Source organism: Streptomyces cyanogenus (genome assembly GCF_017526105.1).
Classification (GTDB): Bacteria; Actinomycetota; Actinomycetes; order Streptomycetales; family Streptomycetaceae; genus Streptomyces; species Streptomyces cyanogenus.
In genome coordinates this window covers 8,132,102-8,147,871 of record NZ_CP071839.1, presented here as the reverse complement: position 1 = coordinate 8,147,871, position 15,770 = coordinate 8,132,102, and the positions used below count along the sequence as shown (strand labels likewise).

12 protein-coding genes are annotated in these 15,770 nt (G+C 74.9%); 6 read left to right on the top strand and 6 right to left on the bottom strand.

Annotation, left to right across the window (positions count from 1 at the left end; genetic code table 11):
* Window positions 1–100 precede the first annotated feature (100 nt).
* From S1361_RS35965 to S1361_RS35945, 5 genes are all read left to right on the top strand, one after another.
* Window positions 101–1,309: a hypothetical protein gene (locus S1361_RS35965; protein WP_208036010.1), complete on the top strand. Its 1,209-nt coding sequence runs from the start codon at window positions 101–103 to the stop codon at window positions 1,307–1,309.
* Window positions 1,310–1,333: 24 nt separating this feature from the next.
* Entirely contained in the window at window positions 1,334–1,621 is a 288-nt protein-coding gene (locus S1361_RS35960) for a DUF1232 domain-containing protein (protein ID WP_208036009.1), read from the top strand.
* A 203-nt stretch (window positions 1,622–1,824) separates the two neighbouring features.
* Window positions 1,825–4,326, top strand: coding sequence for a SpoIIE family protein phosphatase (locus S1361_RS35955; protein ID WP_208036008.1), 2,502 nt, complete (start codon window positions 1,825–1,827; stop codon window positions 4,324–4,326).
* A gap of 206 nt (window positions 4,327–4,532) precedes the next feature.
* Window positions 4,533–7,157: a SpoIIE family protein phosphatase gene (locus S1361_RS35950; RefSeq protein WP_208036007.1), complete on the top strand. Its 2,625-nt coding sequence runs from the start codon at window positions 4,533–4,535 to the stop codon at window positions 7,155–7,157.
* Window positions 7,158–7,216: 59 nt separating this feature from the next.
* On the top strand, window positions 7,217–8,554 hold the full coding sequence (locus tag S1361_RS35945) for a hypothetical protein (protein WP_208036006.1): 1,338 nt from the start codon (window positions 7,217–7,219) through the stop codon (window positions 8,552–8,554).
* A 12-nt stretch (window positions 8,555–8,566) separates the two neighbouring features.
* Here S1361_RS35945 and S1361_RS35940 read toward each other — a convergent pair whose 3' ends face one another.
* Entirely contained in the window at window positions 8,567–8,803 is a 237-nt protein-coding gene (locus S1361_RS35940; RefSeq protein ID WP_208036005.1) for a hypothetical protein, read from the bottom strand.
* A gap of 103 nt (window positions 8,804–8,906) precedes the next feature.
* Window positions 8,907–10,745 (bottom strand): glycoside hydrolase family 15 protein, encoded by a 1,839-nt coding sequence (locus S1361_RS35935; RefSeq protein WP_208036004.1) that lies wholly within the window; start codon window positions 10,743–10,745, stop codon window positions 8,907–8,909.
* A gap of 225 nt (window positions 10,746–10,970) precedes the next feature.
* On the opposite strand from S1361_RS35935, the gene S1361_RS35930 reads away from it, so the two are divergent.
* The gene (locus S1361_RS35930; RefSeq protein WP_208036003.1) at window positions 10,971–11,177 is read left to right on the top strand and encodes a hypothetical protein; all 207 of its coding nucleotides are present in this window, start codon (window positions 10,971–10,973) and stop codon (window positions 11,175–11,177) included.
* 136 nt (window positions 11,178–11,313) lie between these two features.
* Here S1361_RS35930 and S1361_RS35925 read toward each other — a convergent pair whose 3' ends face one another.
* From S1361_RS35925 to S1361_RS35910, 4 genes are all read right to left on the bottom strand, one after another.
* The gene (locus tag S1361_RS35925; protein ID WP_208036002.1) at window positions 11,314–11,802 is read right to left on the bottom strand and encodes a DUF5709 domain-containing protein; all 489 of its coding nucleotides are present in this window, start codon (window positions 11,800–11,802) and stop codon (window positions 11,314–11,316) included.
* A 394-nt stretch (window positions 11,803–12,196) separates the two neighbouring features.
* Window positions 12,197–13,051, bottom strand: a complete 855-nt coding sequence (prcB, locus tag S1361_RS35920) for a proteasome subunit beta (RefSeq protein ID WP_208036001.1) — start codon at window positions 13,049–13,051, stop codon at window positions 12,197–12,199.
* A gap of 72 nt (window positions 13,052–13,123) precedes the next feature.
* Entirely contained in the window at window positions 13,124–14,071 is a 948-nt protein-coding gene (locus tag S1361_RS35915; RefSeq protein ID WP_208036000.1) for a lysylphosphatidylglycerol synthase domain-containing protein, read from the bottom strand.
* Window positions 14,068–15,633: a hypothetical protein gene (locus S1361_RS35910; RefSeq protein WP_208035999.1), complete on the bottom strand. Its 1,566-nt coding sequence runs from the start codon at window positions 15,631–15,633 to the stop codon at window positions 14,068–14,070. The genes S1361_RS35915 and S1361_RS35910 overlap by 4 nt, the downstream gene beginning before the upstream one ends.
* Between the last annotated feature and the right edge of the window lie 137 nt (window positions 15,634–15,770).

Sequence of the window (15,770 nt, the reverse complement as noted above, 5' to 3'; positions counted from 1 at the left end):
GCACCCCCGGGCGACGCGCGGGGCCGGGCCCCGGCCGCCGTGTCGCGCCGCCCAACGGTGATACTGGGAGGCACACCCGCCCCCATCAGCAGATTGGCTCATGTCGAACTCCGCCACCGACCGCGCCACCATCCCGCAGACCCTCTGGGCGGCCCGGGGCCGCCACACCGGTCCCGCACCCGAGGAGGTCGTCCGCCGCACACTGCGCCGGCACAGGAACAGCGGTGACATCGACGACTTCGCCGAACCGCCCGCGGCCGGGGACCCTGACCGGCGCATCTTCGAGGCGCGCTGGCGGGCCGGCGGCACGGTGACCGTGCGGGCCCGGCTGACCCTCGTACCGAGTCCGGCACGGCCGCAGGACCACGAGTGGCGGCTGGTCGCGGAGGCGGAACGGCCGTGGGACGACACGTGGCCCTCGCCCGCGACCCTGTTCTGGCCCGAGGACGGCCCGGACGGGAGCGAGGACGGCTCCTGGGACCATCACTCCACGGTCGCCGGTCTGCGCCTGCGCCAGGTCAACGCGCTGCCCGAGGACGACAAGGAGATGCGGCGCCGGCTGCGGGACGCGGCCCGGGAGTCATGGTGCGTGCACGTCGTCGTCCATGAGGCGATGACACCGGACGAGCGGGGCCGGCTGCCGCTGGCGCGGCTGCTGCCGCCCGGTCTGCGGCACCGCGTGGTGGAGCACCGGGCCACCCCGCAGCAGTTGCGCGCGGTCAACTGGGCGCTGAAGGACCTCGGCGTGGAGGTGCCGCGTGGCGGCGCCGTGCTGTTGCCGCCGGATCCCGCGCCGGAGGGCTACGACGGCCGGGAGCACAGCGTACGCAGCGTGTTCCTGGACGGTTCGGAACCGGCCGAACTCATCGCGGCGCTACGGCACTTCGTCGCCCTGCCCCGCCCGCTGCCCCAGGGCGTCGGGGAGGCACTCACGGAACTGCGGGACAATTGGACCCTGCTGACCGTTCAGGAGGAGCTGGAGCGCGAGCGGAGGCTGGTCGCGATGTACGCCGAGGCCCTGGAGGCGATGACGAAGTCCCGGGACCTGTACAAGCAGGCCGCCGAGCAGGCGCTGGAGGCCCTGGCCGCCTACCGTGGCGTGCCCGAGCCCGTACTGCCCCAGCAGCGGCCCGCCGCGCGGACCCCGGGCGCGCTGCAGCAGCTGACGCGGACGTTCGAGAAGCTGAAGCTGACGGCCAAGGGGCGGCAGCAGCCGGAGCCCGCCCCGAGCGCATCGTCGAACGGCACCGCGCGCGCGACGGACGGCAGCAAGGACACCGGGACCGCCGCGGACGACCGGTCGTCGTAGGCGCACGGCCAGGGAGGAGCCGGGATGGACACGACCACGACCCTGCTGGTGATCGCCGCCGTCGTCGCGGCGGTGCTGCTCGCCGTCGCGGTGGGCCTGCTCGTCCGGCTGGTGCGTGCGCGGCGGACACTGCGGCGGGCGGGGCTGCCGACGGGACCGCGGTGGGTGTTCTGGGGCGCGGTCGCGTATCTGCTGCTGCCCACCGACCTGCTGCCCGACCCGGTCTACCTGGACGACATCGGCGTCCTGCTCCTGGCCCTGCGCAGCCTGCGCACCACCCGGCCGCTGCCCCGCGGGACGGCCGACTCCTGACCGTGCCGCCCCGGGCCCGGTCTCCCCGTGCACGGCCAGGGCGGTGACGGGGCCGTCTCCGCGCAGTGCTCGGCAGGCCGGGCTGCCCGCCGAGCACTGCCCCGGCGCTGTCTCCCTCTGCCCGTCCAGGTGCGTTCCGCGCGTCTCGTGGCGCATTCTTGCTGTGTCATCCACCCGGAGGCGCATGGGACGAGGTAGGCCCGATGGCTGGGAGCGACGAGCAGGCCGTCCGTACGCGGGCCCGGCTGACCGCGCTGCTGGCCGACGCCTCGACCGGCGCCCTCACCGCGGCCGGCGGGCGGGCTGCGGGTGTCTACCTGCGGTCCGGTATCCCGGGCCTGCTGCGCCTCGCCGTGCTCGTGGGACTGCCCGGCCCGCTGTTCAAGCCGTGGTGGCGGCTGCACGTCGACCGTCCGTTCCCCGTCGCCGACGCCTACCGGCTCGGCGTCCAGGTGATCCTCCCGAACGCCACCGAGACCATGCGCCGGTACCCGCAGTTCGCGGCCGGTCTGCCCTTCCCGTTCGGGTCCGTGCACGTGGCGGTGCCGGGCCGGGCCGAGCCGCTCGGCGTGCTCACCGTGCTGCACCCGGCGATGGCGGACACCGTGGACGAACTCCTCGACCGGGAAGCCCTCACCCGGCTCGCCGACCGCCTGGGCGCCGAACTCCTCGACCTGACCGGCGGCAACGAGAGAGCGGTGTCCTGGGACGCGGAGCCGCTGTGCCTGCGACCGCCCGCGAGCCCGCCCACGGGAGCCGCCGTAGGCCGGTTCAGCTGGGACCCGGCGACGTCCGTGGTCCGCGCGGACGACCGGCTGCACGCCCTCCTCGGGCTGCGCCCCGGTGAGTTCGCGGGGACGGCGGCGGCCCTCGCGGACGCCGTGGCCCCGGCCGACGCGCACCAGGTCCTGGCCGCGCTGCGCGACGCCGCCGCCGGGAAACCGCCGGACGCACCGCTCAGCCTGCGCGCCCGGGACGGCACACAGCGGCTGCTGGACCTGTGGCCGGCCGAAGCCGACGGGGCCGGACCGCCGGTCGGCGGGGTGGTGTTCGAACCCGGTACGTCCGCCTCCGCGGACGGCGCGGCCGACCTGCTGCCGGAGGGCGTTTTCTGCCTGGACCGGCTGGGGCTGATCGTGTACGTCAACCCGGCCGCGGCCCGGCTCGCGGGCCGGCCGCGGGAGGCGCTGCTCGGCCGGCCGCTGTGGGAGGCCCTGCCCTGGCTGACCGGGCCGCCGTACGACGACCATCTGCGCGGTGCCCTGCTCTCGCCCGAGCCGGTGCGCTTCCACGCCCGGCGGCCGGCCGGGGACCGGGAGGAAGCCGACGAGGGCGACTGGCTGGCCGTGTCGGTGCACCCCGGTACGGACCTGCTGGCCTGCACACTCGTCCCGGCCAGCCGCATGGACGCCACACGGGAAGCGGTCTCCGAGCCGCCCGTGGCGCCGGGCACGGTGGGCCGCGGTCACTCGATGGCGCCGTTGTACCGGCCGATCGCGCTGGCCATCGCGCTGACGGACGCGGTGACGGCCCGGCAGGTGTCGGAGGTGGTGATGCAGGAGCTGCTGCCCGCGTTCGGCGGCCGGCAGCTGGCCATCTACCTGCTCCAGGAACGGCATCTGTACCTGGCCTGGGAGACCGGGTTCCCGCAGGGCTTCCTCGCCCCGTTCGAAGGCGTCGGCCTCGATGCCCACCTGCCCGGGGTGGAGACGCTGACCACCGGCCGGCCGCTGTTCTTCGAGTCCATGGCGCAGATCGCGGCGTCGTATCCGGGGATCGCGCTCGACGCGGACGAGGGGGCGCGTGCCTTCCTGCCGCTGATCGCCTCGGGCCGGCCGGTCGGCTCCTGCATCCTCGGCTTCGACTGCTCGCGCAGCTTCAGCACGGAGGAACGTACCGTGCTCACTGCGCTCGCCGGACTGATCGCGCACGCCCTGGAACGGGCCCGGCGGTACGACGACGAGGCGGCCCTCGCCCGCGGTCTGCAGCAGGCGCTGCTGCCGCGGCGGCTGTCGGCGCACCCGCGGGTGGAGACCGCGGGCCGCTATCTGCCGGGCACGCAGGGCATGGACGTGGGCGGCGACTGGTACGACGTGGTCGAGGCCGGGGACGGGCTCGCGCTGGTCATCGGCGATGTGCAGGGGCACGGGGTGCAGGCGGCGGCCACCATGGGCCAGCTGCGCAGCGCGGTCCGCGCGTTCGCGCTGAGCGACCGGCCGCCGGACGAGGTGCTGAGCGGCTCCAACCGTCTGCTGATCGACCTGGATCCGGGCCAGTTCGCCAGCTGCTGCTATCTGCGGCTGGACCCCCTCACCGGCCGGGCCCGGATCGCCCGCGCCGGCCATCCGCCGCCGCTGCTGCGCGCCCCCGACGGCAGCACCCGGCTGCTGGACATACCCGGCGGTGTCGTCCTCGGGGTGGATCCGCGCGCCCGGTACCCGGTGACCGAGCTGCTGCTGGAGCCGGACGCGATCCTCGCCCTGTACACCGACGGCCTGGTGGAGCGGCCCGGCGCCGACATCGACGAGGGCATCACGGCGCTGCGGCGGGCGCTCGCCGAGGCCGGCGCCACCGCCGGCCGGCCCGGCGGGCGGTCGCTGGCCGGGGTCGCCGACCGGCTCACGGCCACCGCCCGGCACGCCACCGGCCGCCCCGACGACGTGGCCCTCCTCCTCGCCGCCCGACGTGCGGTCCCCGACCTCTGACGGCATCCGAAAACCCTGCGCGCTCCGGTCGGATGCCGGCGGCTCGGGCGACGGTCTCGCCTGATGGCGCCGGGCAGTGTAGACATGGGCACATGGTGCGACTGCCCGGCCGGCCCGCGTCTCGGCCGCCCCGTTCTGTCGGGCACCCGCGCGCACCGCACAACCCGCCGCGGCAGCCGCGCGGCGCGGGCGGCAGCCGGCCGGGGATGCTGCGGTCGGCGGTGACCGGGCGCAGCGTGGCCGGTCAGGTGTTCCTGCTGCAAGTGGTGATCGTGCTGCTGCTGGTCGTCTCGGCGGTGGTGGCCCAGGTGCTCCAGGTGCGGCACGACAGCGACACGGAGGCGACGAACCGTTCCCTCGCCGTGGCCCAGACCTTCGCCAACGCTCCCGGCACGGCAGCCGCCCTGCGCTCCGCGCACCCCACGGCCCTACTGCAGCCGCGCGCGGAAGCCACCCGCAAGGCGACCGGGGTGGACTTCGTCGTCGTGATGAACACCGACGGCGTTCGCTACACGCATCCCAAGCCCGACCGCATCGGCAAGAAGTTCGTCGGCACGACCGCACCGGCGCTGGCCGGCGGCACGGTCGTCGAGCACATCACCGGCACGATCGGCCCGCTGGTGCAGGTCGTGGTGCCGGTGAAGGACTCCGCCGGCACGGTGGTGGGACTGGTGTCGGCGGGCGTCACCACCGCGCACGTCGGCGGGGCCGCCGACCAGCAGCTGCCGTTGCTGCTCGCGGCGGCGGCCGCCGCCCTCGTGCTGGCCACCGCGGGTACCGCGCTGGTCAGCAGACGGCTGCTGCGCCAGACGCACGGCCTCGGGCCGTACGAGATGACCCGGATGTACGAGCACCACGACGCGGTGCTCCACGCGGTCCGGGAGGGTGTGCTGATCGTCGGCGGCGACGGCCGGCTGCTGCTCGCCAACGACGAGGCGCACCGCCTGCTGGACCTGCCGGCGGACGCCGAGCGGCGGCACGTGCTGGAGCTGGGCCTGGACGACGAGACGGCGGGGCTGCTGGCCTCGGGCCGGGTCGCCACGGACGAGGTGCACCTGGTCAAGGACCGCCTCCTGGCGATCAACCAGCGGCCCACCGACCTGCGCGGCGGCCCGCCCGGCAGCGTCACCACGCTGCGCGACTCCACCGAGCTGCGCGCCCTGTCGGGCCGCGCGGAGGTGACCCGGGAGCGGCTGAACATGCTGTACGACGCCGGGGTGGGCATCGGTACCAGCCTGGACGTGACCCGGACCGCGGAGGAGCTGGCCGCACTGGCCGTGCCCCGGTTCGCGGACTTCGCGACGCTCGACCTGTTCGACGCGGTGCTGAACGGCGAGGAGCCGCGGCCGGGGACGGCGCTGCGCCGCACGGCCTGCGCGGGCGTCCGCAAGGGCGCCCCGCTGTACCCGGTCGGCGAGCGGATCCGGTTCGTGGCCACCTCGCCGCAGGCGCGCGCCCTGACGACCGGGCAGTCGGTCGTGGTGGGCCGGCTGCGCGACGCGCCCGGCTGGCGCGCGCAGGACCTGGAGCGCACCGACCAGGTGCTGGGGTACGGAATCCACTCGCTGATCTCCGTGCCGGTGCGGGCGGGCAGTCTGGTGCTGGGCGTGGCGAACTTCTGGCGCGCGGAGAAGCCGCAGCCGTTCGACTCCGAGGAACTGGCGCTCGCGGAGGAGCTGGTGGCACGGGCGGCGGTGTCGATCGACAACGCCCGCCGGTACACCCGCGAGCACAGCATGGCGGTCACGCTGCAGCGCAGCCTGCTGCCGCGCACCCTGCCCGAGCAGGGCGCCCTGGAGCTCGCCTACCGCTATCTGCCCGCGCAGGCCGGCGTGGGCGGTGACTGGTTCGACGTGCTGCCGCTGTCCGGTGCCCGGGTGGCCCTCGTCGTCGGGGACGTCGTCGGGCACGGGTTGCACGCGGCGGCGACCATGGGCCGGCTGCGCACGGCCGTGCACAACTTCTCCTCCCTCGACCTGCCCCCGGACGAACTCCTCGGCCTGCTGGACGAGCTGGTCGGCCGGCTCGACCAGGACGAGAGCCCGGGGACGGGCGGGGCCGTGGTGACGGGTGCGACCTGCCTGTACGCGATCTACGACCCGGTGTCCCGGCGGTGCGCCCTGGCCCGGGCCGGCCATCCACCGCCCGCGCTGGTGCACCCGGACGGCACCGTGGAGTTCCCGGAGGTGCCCGCCGGTCCGCCGTTGGGCCTGGGCGGGCTGCCGTTCGAGACGGCGGAGCTGGAGCTGGCGGAGGGCAGCCGGCTGGTGCTGTACACCGACGGTCTGGTGGAGGACCGGGAACGGGACATCGACGAGGGGCTCGATCTGCTGCGCGACGCGCTGCTCCGGACGCCGGACGCCTCCCCCGAGGACACCTGCCGTACCGTGCTGGACCGGTTGCCGGCCCGGCCGAGCGACGACGTGGCGCTGATCGTCGCCCGCACCCTGGTACTGGGCGACGACCGGGTCGCGCAGTGGGAGGTGCCCTCCGACCCGGCGGCCGTGTCGGAGGTACGGGCCTCGGTGACCCGGCGGCTGGCCGACTGGGACCTGGAGGAGCTGGCGTTCACGACGGAGCTGATCCTGAGCGAGCTGGTCACCAACGCGATCCGCTACGGGCGCGCACCGATCGGGGTCCGGCTGCTGCGTGACCGCACGCTGATCTGCGAGGTCTCCGACAGCAGCACGACCTCGCCGCACCTGCGGTACGCGGCGAGCACGGACGAGGGCGGCCGGGGCCTGTTCCTGGTCGCGCAGCTCGCCGAACGGTGGGGCACCCGGTACACCCCGCACGGCAAGGTGATCTGGGCGGAACAGCCGCTGCCCTGAGGTCCGGGGGCTGGGAAATCCGTTGAGTCCGGCTCGGCCGGCGGGTGATGATCTCCGGCATGTTCTCGCGCAGAAAACGCCGGACCGCCCGGCCCGTCTCCCCCGCTCTCGCCGCCGCCTGGGAGGCCCTGGACGCCGGGGACGTGCCTGGTGCCCTGCGGCAGGTCTGGGCCGCCGGCGAAGAGCAGCCGCTCGCAGAGGTGGCCCTGGTGGTGGGGCGGGCGGCAGGCTCGGCCGGCTTCACCGACCTCGCCGACGCCTCGGCCGCCCTGGCCGCCGCGCCCGGTGACGCGCGGGCGCTCTACGGCTTCGGGTACGCCTGCGTCGAACGCGGGGTGCCGGATCTGGCGATCCCCGCACTACGGGAGGCGTTGCGCCGCAGCGACGGGGCCCTGCCCGTGCTCCGGGAGCTGGTGTCGGCGTACGAGGACGAGGGCCGGCACGCGGAGGCGGTGACCGACCTCCTCCGTCACGAGGACCGCTTCGCGGACTGGCCGGACCGGTACCTGCTGGTCCACAACGCCGTCCTGGCGGGCGACTTGGACCTGGCCCGGCGCCAGCACGCGCTGCTGTCCGATCCGGAGGACCCGCAGTGGCAGCCCGCCCGGGAGCGGCAGAACCGGACCCTCGCCCGGGTCGCCGACGCCGAGCGGGCGGGCCGGCTCGGCCCTGCCGACGTGCGGGGCTGGCAGTACGTGCTGGGCGGCACTGTCCTCGGCACGCTGTCGCCGTACGGCTTCGACGAGGGCATGAACGGCCGCTACGCCTGGCTCCAGGACACCCCGGACCAGTGTCTGCGGGGTCTGCTGCGGCTGCGGGCGCTGCTGGACGGCACCGGGGTCCGGCCGCGGACGGTGTCGCTGCTGCCCGACCGGGACTCGCGGATCCTCGGGCTCGCCGCGGCGGAGGTACTGGGCCTGCCGGCCGAGCCGTTCGCGCCGGGCCGGCCGGACACGGTGGTCGTGGCGTACGACCTGGACGGGCTCGCGGCGCACGACGGTGGGCCGGAGCTGATCGGGGAACTGTTCGAGCGGGTCCCGGGTCAGGTGCTGCACGCGCACGCGTGCTGCTGGACGGACCCTCCCGCCGTCACCCCGGACAGTGCGGCCCTGCTGCACCAGTCGGTGGTCGCGCCGTGGGGCGCGCAGCTGCGTCCGGGATCCGACGGCCGGATCGGACAGGGGCCGGCGGACGACCGTCCGGAGGCGGAGATCGCCGCCGGCATCACCGGTGCCGACCCGTCCGGCGACGCCGACGGTGCCGGGGACGGCGCGGGCCCGGGGGACGCCGACGCGGAGTTCGCCGCGTTCGTCACGGCCGTCGCGGGCACATGGCTGCGCGGCGACCGGGCGCGTGTCCGGTCCGCCGGGCCCGTTCCGAGTTCCCGGTTCGCCTGAGCGAAGCGGCGGTCAGCCGCCGTTCAGCCGCGAGCGCAGCAACTGCTTGCCCATTTCGGCGCCCTTGCGGCTGTCGGACTGGGCCTTGCGGAACAGCTCCGCGACTTCGTTGTCCTTGTCGCGTTCGGCGTCCTGGATGTACTGCTCCAGGCGCAGGGCGTTGCTCAGGCACGCCTCGACGTACCAGATGAGGTTGTAGTCCTTGTCGCGGGTGCCGGTGACGTCGCCGGTCTCGCTGGTGCTGGTCATCCGGGGTCTCCTCCTTCTCTCGCCCCTGTGTCGATTCCGCTTTCGGACACCCCGGGTACCCGTGCGACCTGCGGGCACACAGGCCGATCCGGACCGGCGGTGTTCAGCCCAGAGCGCGGTCGAGGTTGAAGGCGGCGCTGATCAGGGACAGATGGGTGAAGGCCTGTGGGAAGTTGCCCTGTTGTTCACCGGTGCGGCCGATCTCCTCGGCGTACAGGCCGAGGTGGTTGGCGTAGGTGAGCATCTTCTCGAAGGCCAGCCGGGCCTCGTCGAGCCGGCCGGCCCGCACGAGTGCCTCGACGTACCAGAACGAGCAGATGGAGAAGGTGCCCTCGTCGCCGCGGAGGCCGTCGGGGCTGGCCTGCGGGTCGTAGCGGTAGACGAGGGAGTCGGAGACGAGGCCCTCGGTGAGGGCGTCCAGGGTGGACAGCCACTTGGGGTCGGTGGGGGCGATGAACTTGGCGAGCGGCATCATCAGCAGGGAGGCGTCCAGGACGTCGCCGCCCTCGTACTGCACGAAGGCGCCCAGGCGCTCCGACCAGCCGCGGTCCATGATCCGCCGGTAGATGGCGTCGCGGGCCTGGCGCCAGCGCCGGTGGTCGGCCGGGAGTCCCCGGTGGGTGGCGAGGCGGATGGCACGCTCGATCGCGACCCAGCACATCAGCCGCGAGTAGAGGAAGTTCTTCCGCCCGCCGCGGGTCTCCCACACGCCCTCGTCGGGCTGGTCCCAGTGGTCGCAGACCCAGTCGACCAGGTGGCACACGTCGTCCCACTGGCCGCTGGGGATGGGCTGGGCCCACTTGTCGTACAGGTAGATGGAGTCGATCAGGGCGCCGTAGATGTCGAGCTGGAGCTGGCCGGCGGCGGCGTTGCCGACGCGGACCGGGGCCGAGCCCTGGTGTCCGGCCAGGTGCAGCAGCTCCCGTTCGGGCAGGTCGGCGCGGCCGTCGATGCCGTACATGATCTGCAGCGGGCCGGAGCCGTCGCCGCAGCCGGGGCTGATGTGCGTGGTCAGGAACCGCATGAACGCCTCGGCCTCGCCACTGAAGCCGAGCCGCAGCAGCGCGTAGACGGCGAAAGCGGCATCCCGCACCCACACGTACCGGTAGTCCCAGTTGCGCTCGCCGCCGAGCTGTTCGGGCAGGCTGGTGGTGGGGGCGGCGACGATGGCGCCGGTGGGGGCGTAGGTGAGGAGCTTGAGGGTGAGCGCCGAGCGGTGCACCATCTCGCGCCACCGGCCCCGGTAGCGGGACTGGTGCAGCCAGCGCCGCCAGTAGGTGACCGTGGCGTTGAACTCGTGCTCCGCCTCGGCGTGGGCGCAGGCGCGGGGGGCCACCGCGCCGTCGACCTGGTCGAGGGCGAACACGGCGGACTCTCCCTCGCTCAGCTTGAAGTCGGCGCGGGCGTCGCGGGCGTCGCACTCCAGGAGGACGGTCGAGGTGAGCGCCAGTGACTGGGCGGGCGACTCGAACAGGACCAGGCCGCCGGGGGTGCGCACGGTGTGCGGGGCGGCGCCGTAGTCGAAGCGGGGAGCGACCAGCACCCGGAAGGGGACGGTGCCGCGGACGCACACCACACGCCGGATCAGCCGGTGCCGGCCGGTCTCGCCGGGGGACTCCGCGACGACCGGCATGAAGTCCTGCACCTCACCGACGCCGTCCTCGGTGAAGAACCGGGTGATCAGCACGTTGGTGTCGGGGAAGTAGAACTGCTTGGTGCGGGCCGGTACGGTGGCCGCCAGTTCGAAGGAGCCGCCGCGCTCGGCGTCCAGGATGGCCGCGAAGACGCTGGGGGCGTCGAAGGCCGGGCAGCAGTACCAGTCGATCGTGCCGTTGCTGCCGACCAGCGCCACCGTGCGCAGGTCGCCGATGAGCCCGTGCTCGGCGATGGGCAGGTAGCGGGGGCGGCGCGGGGCGTCCTCGGGGTACGGCGTCTCGGCCATCGGCGGCCTCCCGGTGAGGGGTGTGGTCCCGTGTGCGGGCGGTTTTCCCGCTTACGGGTGTTTTCCAGCTTAGGAGGAGTGGTTCCGTGTGGCGTGGGAAGGCGCTCCTCACCTTTCCCGGGGCGCTTCCGGATGCAGGGTGCGCCGGGTAGGGGAATGGTGAGAGTGTGCTCCGTTCGGAGGCACCGGCACGGATGCGGTCATCCGGACCGAGGAGGAGGCATCATGTCGACATCCACACCCGAAGAGTCCCGTTCGTCGGACGACGTCTGCACCCCGGACGCCCTGCTCCACTCCGCGCCCCCCAGGGACGTCACCCCTGAGGACCTGGTGATGGCGGCGGGCAGGGACGTCACACCCAAGACCCTCGACTGGGCGCGTCGCAAGCTGGAGTCGGAGGGCACGGCGGCCATCGAGAAGCTGCTGCCCTAGGGGCGGTCCGGGGATCCCGCGGACACGAACGGGGAAACCGGCCGGGCGTACCCACGCCCGGCCGGTTCCGTGTGCGCGCCGGCCTTCTCCGGCCGCCCGCCTGTGCCGGACGTCGCCGGATTGCGCGGGGGCCGGTCTACTCCGGCAGTTCCGTCTCGTCCGGTACCACGTGCATCGCCGCCTCCTCCGCCCCGGCCGCTCCCCCGTCGATGCCCACGTCCCGGGCGACCTCCTCCTTGGTGGTGTCGGTGTGGGCGCCCTCGTCCGGGGCGACGAGTCGGCCGGCGCGGGACTCGCCGGCCTCGGGGTCGACCGGCTCGCCCTCGCCGCCGGGGAGGTCGCCGACGCCGTCGCCGGGCGGTGCGGTCACGTCCGGGACCTCCTGGCCGAGCCGTTCGTCCAGGGTCTCCCCGGCCTGCTGCTCGGCGGCGGTGGTGCCGTGCCGGGTGACGCCCAGCGGGCGTTCCGGTGGGGAGTAGCCCTCGTCGAGCATGTCGTCGTAGGTGCGTTCACCGACCGCGTCCTGCAGGTCCAGGGGCCCGGCGTCCTCCTGTTCCTCGTTGGTGCCGGTGGGCTGGTAGGCGTCGTCGGCCATCGGGGTCTGCTCGGACTGCTGGTCGCTCATGGTCGCCTCCTCCGGGGGTTCTCGACGGTCCTGGTCCGCGTTTCCCGTGACCGGATCATTAACCCCGTCGACTCCCGGGAGGGGTGCCGAAGCCGAGTCCGAACAGCAAGCCCGGCAGGGACCGGGGCGAGGCCCGCCCGCCGCCCCTGATCCGCTCCTGCCGCGTCGGAGCCGCGGACGCGGTGCCGGGCCGAGGCGGTGCCCCGGTCCAGGCGGGGAGGGACGGAGTGGAACCAGGGACGGCCGTCAGGGGGGCGTTGCCTTCGGTGGTGCCGGTGCGGCTGCGCCTCTCCTTGTGCCATCCTTCCGTACCTGCAACAGATGTGCAGTAAAAGGCACGGCAGGCCTTCCCCACGATCACGGCAGGCCTACCCCATGGGCAGGGAAAGCCGAGTCAGGCCGTGGCGTGCGGTCCGTCCGGGCGGCCGGCGCGCTGCCGGACCGTCTCGCGGCTGAGTTCCCCGGTCTCCGGCTCCGGCAGCCGCTCGAAGCCGTCCTCGGTGATGACGGAGACGACCGGGAAGATACGGCGGTTCAGGTCGGGACCACCGGTGGCCGAGTCGTCGTCGGCCGCGTCGTACAGCGCCTGGAGCGCGGCGAGGGCCGCCTCCCGGCGGGTCAGGTCCGGCCGGTACAGCTTCTTCAGGGCGCCCCGGGCGTACGGGGAGCCGCTGCCCTCGGCATGGAAGTGCTGCTTCTCGTACAGCCCGCCGGCCGCGTCGAAGCCGAAGATCCGGCCGCGTCCGCCGTCGGGCGCGGTGAGGTCGTAGCCCACGAGCAGCGGGACGACGACGAGACCCTGCATGGCCTGGGCGAGGTTCTGCCGGATCATGGCCGCGAGCCGGGTCGCCTTGGCCCCGAGGGTCATCGGGACGCCCTCCACCTTCTCGAAATGGGTCAGCTCCACCTGGTAGAGCCGCACCATGTCGAGGGCGAGGCCGACGGTGCCGGCGAAGGCGACGGCGGTGTGGTCGTCGGCGGGGTGCACCTTCTCCAGGTCGCGCTGGGCGATGAGGTTGCCCATCGTGGCCCGGCGGTCCCCGGCGATCAGCACACCGTCGCGGTAGGTCAGGGCGAGCACGGTGGTGCCGTGCGGGAACCGGTCGGGCGCGATCCGGGCGCCGGCCGGGAGCGGAGGTGCGGTGGGCAGCAGCCGGGGGCGGTGCGTGGCCAGGAACTCGGTGAAGGACGACGATCCCGGTGTGAAGAAGGCCGCGCTCGGCAGTCCCGCGCTGTCGTTCCCCTGCATGACTCCCCCTCCTGTGTCACCAGCAGTACCCGTCTCCTACCTGGCCCGGACGCGCGGGAAACTCCCCGGTCTTCACAGGGCTTTGCTGCGCACCAGCACCCCGAGCACCAGCAGGCCGGGGAGCAGCGGCAGCCACACGGTCAGCAGCCGGTAGCCGAGCACCGCGGACGCGGCGGTGGCGCCGGGGGTGCCGGCGGTGGTGAAGGCGAGGGCCAGCGCGGCGTCCAGCGAGCCGAGGCCGCCCGGTGTGGGCAGCAGGGCGGCGGCGCTGCTGGCCGCGAGGTACAGCACGGCGACCTGGAGCGGGGCGAGGGGCAGGCCGACGGCCCGGGTGACGGCGATCAGGACCAGGGCGTGCAGCAGGGCGAAGGCCACGGAGCCGCCCCACAGGGCCGCCGCGCGGGCCGGGCAGGCGTGCAGCGCGCGGATGTCGGCCAGCACGGCGGCCAGCGGCCGCCGGCAGCGCGGCCACAGCGGCCCGGCGAGCAGGACCGCCACCAGGACGGCGACGCCCAGGGCGACGGCGACCGCCGCCGGTGAGATGCGCGGGAGGCGCAGCAGGCCCGGGCAGGCCGGGGCGAGCAGCGCGAGCAGCGTCAGGCGGGCGGTGGCACCGGCGGCGGCCTTGACGGCGAGCGCACCGGCCGAGCGCCCCGCCGGCAGCCCGCAGCGCATCAGGAACCGGAGGTTCACCGCGCCCGCGCCGAGCCCCGCGGGCAGCAGGTGGTTGGCTGCGGAGGCGGCGAACTGGGCCGCGGCCAGCCGGCGTCCGGGCAGCCTCGGGACGACGGCACCCTGCTGGGCGAGCGCGGAGGCCGCCCAGGTGCCCATGGCCGCCACCGCGCCGACCAGCAGCCAGCCCTGGTCGGCGACCGCCAGCCGCCCGGCTCCGCTCTCGACGGCGGGCCAGTGCCGGCGGGCCAGGTACACCGCGCCGAGCAGGACGGCGAGGCAGACGCCGGCCTGCCAGCGGGCGTGCCGGCGGCCGAGGGAGGCGGAGAGTTCCGCGGGCGCCGTCATGAGCCGGCGCCCGGTACGGCGTAGTAGATCCGGACCGTGCCGGCGGGGACGGACCGCCAGTCGCGGGCGTAGCCGGGTGGAGCGGAACCCGCCGGCACCAGCACGGCGACCGGTGTCCGCCGCGCGGCCCCGGCGATGCCGTCCTCGGTGGTGTTGGCGTTGGGCCCGGCCGTCGCGGCCGAGGCGCAGCCGGCGGCGAACGCGACCGGGATGGCCTCGTGGCCGGCGACCAGGCAGGGCGGCCGCACCCCGTTCCGGTGCAGCTCGTCCGCGGTGCGCGCCCACTCCCGGTGGGCGGCGGTGGTGTTGCCCACCGTGTGCAGGAGCACGGCGAGCTGCACCGCGAGGTGCACAGCGAGCCCGGCGCAGACCAGCACCACGACGGCCGGCCGGGCGGCCCGGGGCGGGGCCGGGGGCAGGGCCGAGCGCCGGGGCAGGTGCGGAGCCAGGAGCGGGGCGGTGCGCGGGGTGGAGCGCCGGGGCCGGCGGGACGACCGGGGCGAGGCCGTCGTCAGGTGGAGGAGGGCGTCCGCGACCGGGAGGGCGAGCAGGGCGTAGGCGGGGAGGAGGAAGCGGGGCGCCGCGTAGCCGATCAGGAAGAGGTACGGGAAGGCGGCGGTCGCCGCGCAGGCGAGCGGCAGTGCCGTGGCCGTCGTGCGCCGGGTGCGGACGGCGACGGCCAGGGCGAGCGCGGCGAGCAGGGGCAGGGTGAACCACCAGAGGGTGAGCAGCGGGTGCGGCAGGGCGCCGGTGCAGGGCCGGCACAGCGTGCGTCCGCCCAGGCTGCGCAGCTGGTCCACGACGGCGAAGTGCCAGCCGAGGCCGCCCTGGATCGCCGAGCCGTCGGACAGCCGGCGCGCCAGGCCGCCGTAGCCGGCGTACGCCTCGATCACCCACTCGGCGGCGCCGGCGGCGAGCCCGGTGAGCAGGACGAGCAGGGCGCGCCGGCGGTGGCGCGCCAGGCCGAGGACGAGCAGGGGCAGCGTCGCCCAGACCGCGTCCACCGGCCGCATCCACGCCATGAGTGCCGCGCTGCCCGCCAGGCCCCACAGTGCGCCGGGCCGGGTGCCGCGCAGGAAGCAGCCGGTGGCGGCCAGGGCACCGACGGCGACCCAGTAGTTGGGCATGGCCTGCGGGCCGTAGAACAGGGTGACCCACAGGGAGGCGAACAGGGCACCGCCGAGGGTGAGGACGCGGACGGGGAACAGGCCGCGCCAGGCGCGCAGGGCCAGGAACAGGGCGAGCCCGGAGAGCAGGGCGAGGTAGACCCGCAGCAGGGGGGTGGACGACGACCAGGCCGCGACGGGTGCGACCAGCAGGGAGATGCCCCGCGCGCGGGGGGCGCTGAAGAAGGACGCGGGGGCGTGTCCGCTGACCTGGCTGACGTACACCGTCTCGTCCCAGCCGAGGCCCATGCCCGGCCCGACCAGGAGCAGTTGGGCCAGGGTGAAGGCCGCGGCGACGGCCGCCGGCGGCCAGCCGGTGCGTGCGGAACCGGCGGCGGCGCGCCGCACTCGCTCGCGGCTCGCCGTGACGACTGTCGCGTGCGCGCTGCCGGCCATGACCACCCCTCTGTCCCCTCCAGGTCGTAGGGCCCGCCGTCACCCTACGACCTGTAGGGCCGAGGGAGGGGACCGGGGAACACGGCCCAACCTAACCCGGGCCGCCCGGGCGTGCCGGGCGGACAGGGCCATCCGGC

Excerpts from the sequence above, each read along its gene's own strand:
- S1361_RS35965 (WP_208036010.1), top strand. The coding sequence starts at position 101 with ATGTCGAACTCCGCCACCGACCGCGCCACCATCCCGCAGACCCTCTGG.
- S1361_RS35960 (WP_208036009.1), top strand. The coding sequence starts at position 1,334 with ATGGACACGACCACGACCCTGCTGGTGATCGCCGCCGTCGTCGCGGCG.
- S1361_RS35955 (WP_208036008.1), top strand. The coding sequence starts at position 1,825 with ATGGCTGGGAGCGACGAGCAGGCCGTCCGTACGCGGGCCCGGCTGACC.
- S1361_RS35950 (WP_208036007.1), top strand. The coding sequence starts at position 4,533 with ATGCTGCGGTCGGCGGTGACCGGGCGCAGCGTGGCCGGTCAGGTGTTC.
- S1361_RS35945 (WP_208036006.1), top strand. The coding sequence starts at position 7,217 with ATGTTCTCGCGCAGAAAACGCCGGACCGCCCGGCCCGTCTCCCCCGCT.
- S1361_RS35940 (WP_208036005.1), bottom strand. The coding sequence starts at position 8,803 with ATGACCAGCACCAGCGAGACCGGCGACGTCACCGGCACCCGCGACAAG.
- S1361_RS35935 (WP_208036004.1), bottom strand. The coding sequence starts at position 10,745 with ATGGCCGAGACGCCGTACCCCGAGGACGCCCCGCGCCGCCCCCGCTAC.
- S1361_RS35930 (WP_208036003.1), top strand. The coding sequence starts at position 10,971 with ATGTCGACATCCACACCCGAAGAGTCCCGTTCGTCGGACGACGTCTGC.
- S1361_RS35925 (WP_208036002.1), bottom strand. The coding sequence starts at position 11,802 with ATGAGCGACCAGCAGTCCGAGCAGACCCCGATGGCCGACGACGCCTAC.
- prcB (WP_208036001.1), bottom strand. The coding sequence starts at position 13,051 with ATGCAGGGGAACGACAGCGCGGGACTGCCGAGCGCGGCCTTCTTCACA.
- S1361_RS35915 (WP_208036000.1), bottom strand. The coding sequence starts at position 14,071 with ATGACGGCGCCCGCGGAACTCTCCGCCTCCCTCGGCCGCCGGCACGCC.
- S1361_RS35910 (WP_208035999.1), bottom strand. The coding sequence starts at position 15,633 with ATGGCCGGCAGCGCGCACGCGACAGTCGTCACGGCGAGCCGCGAGCGA.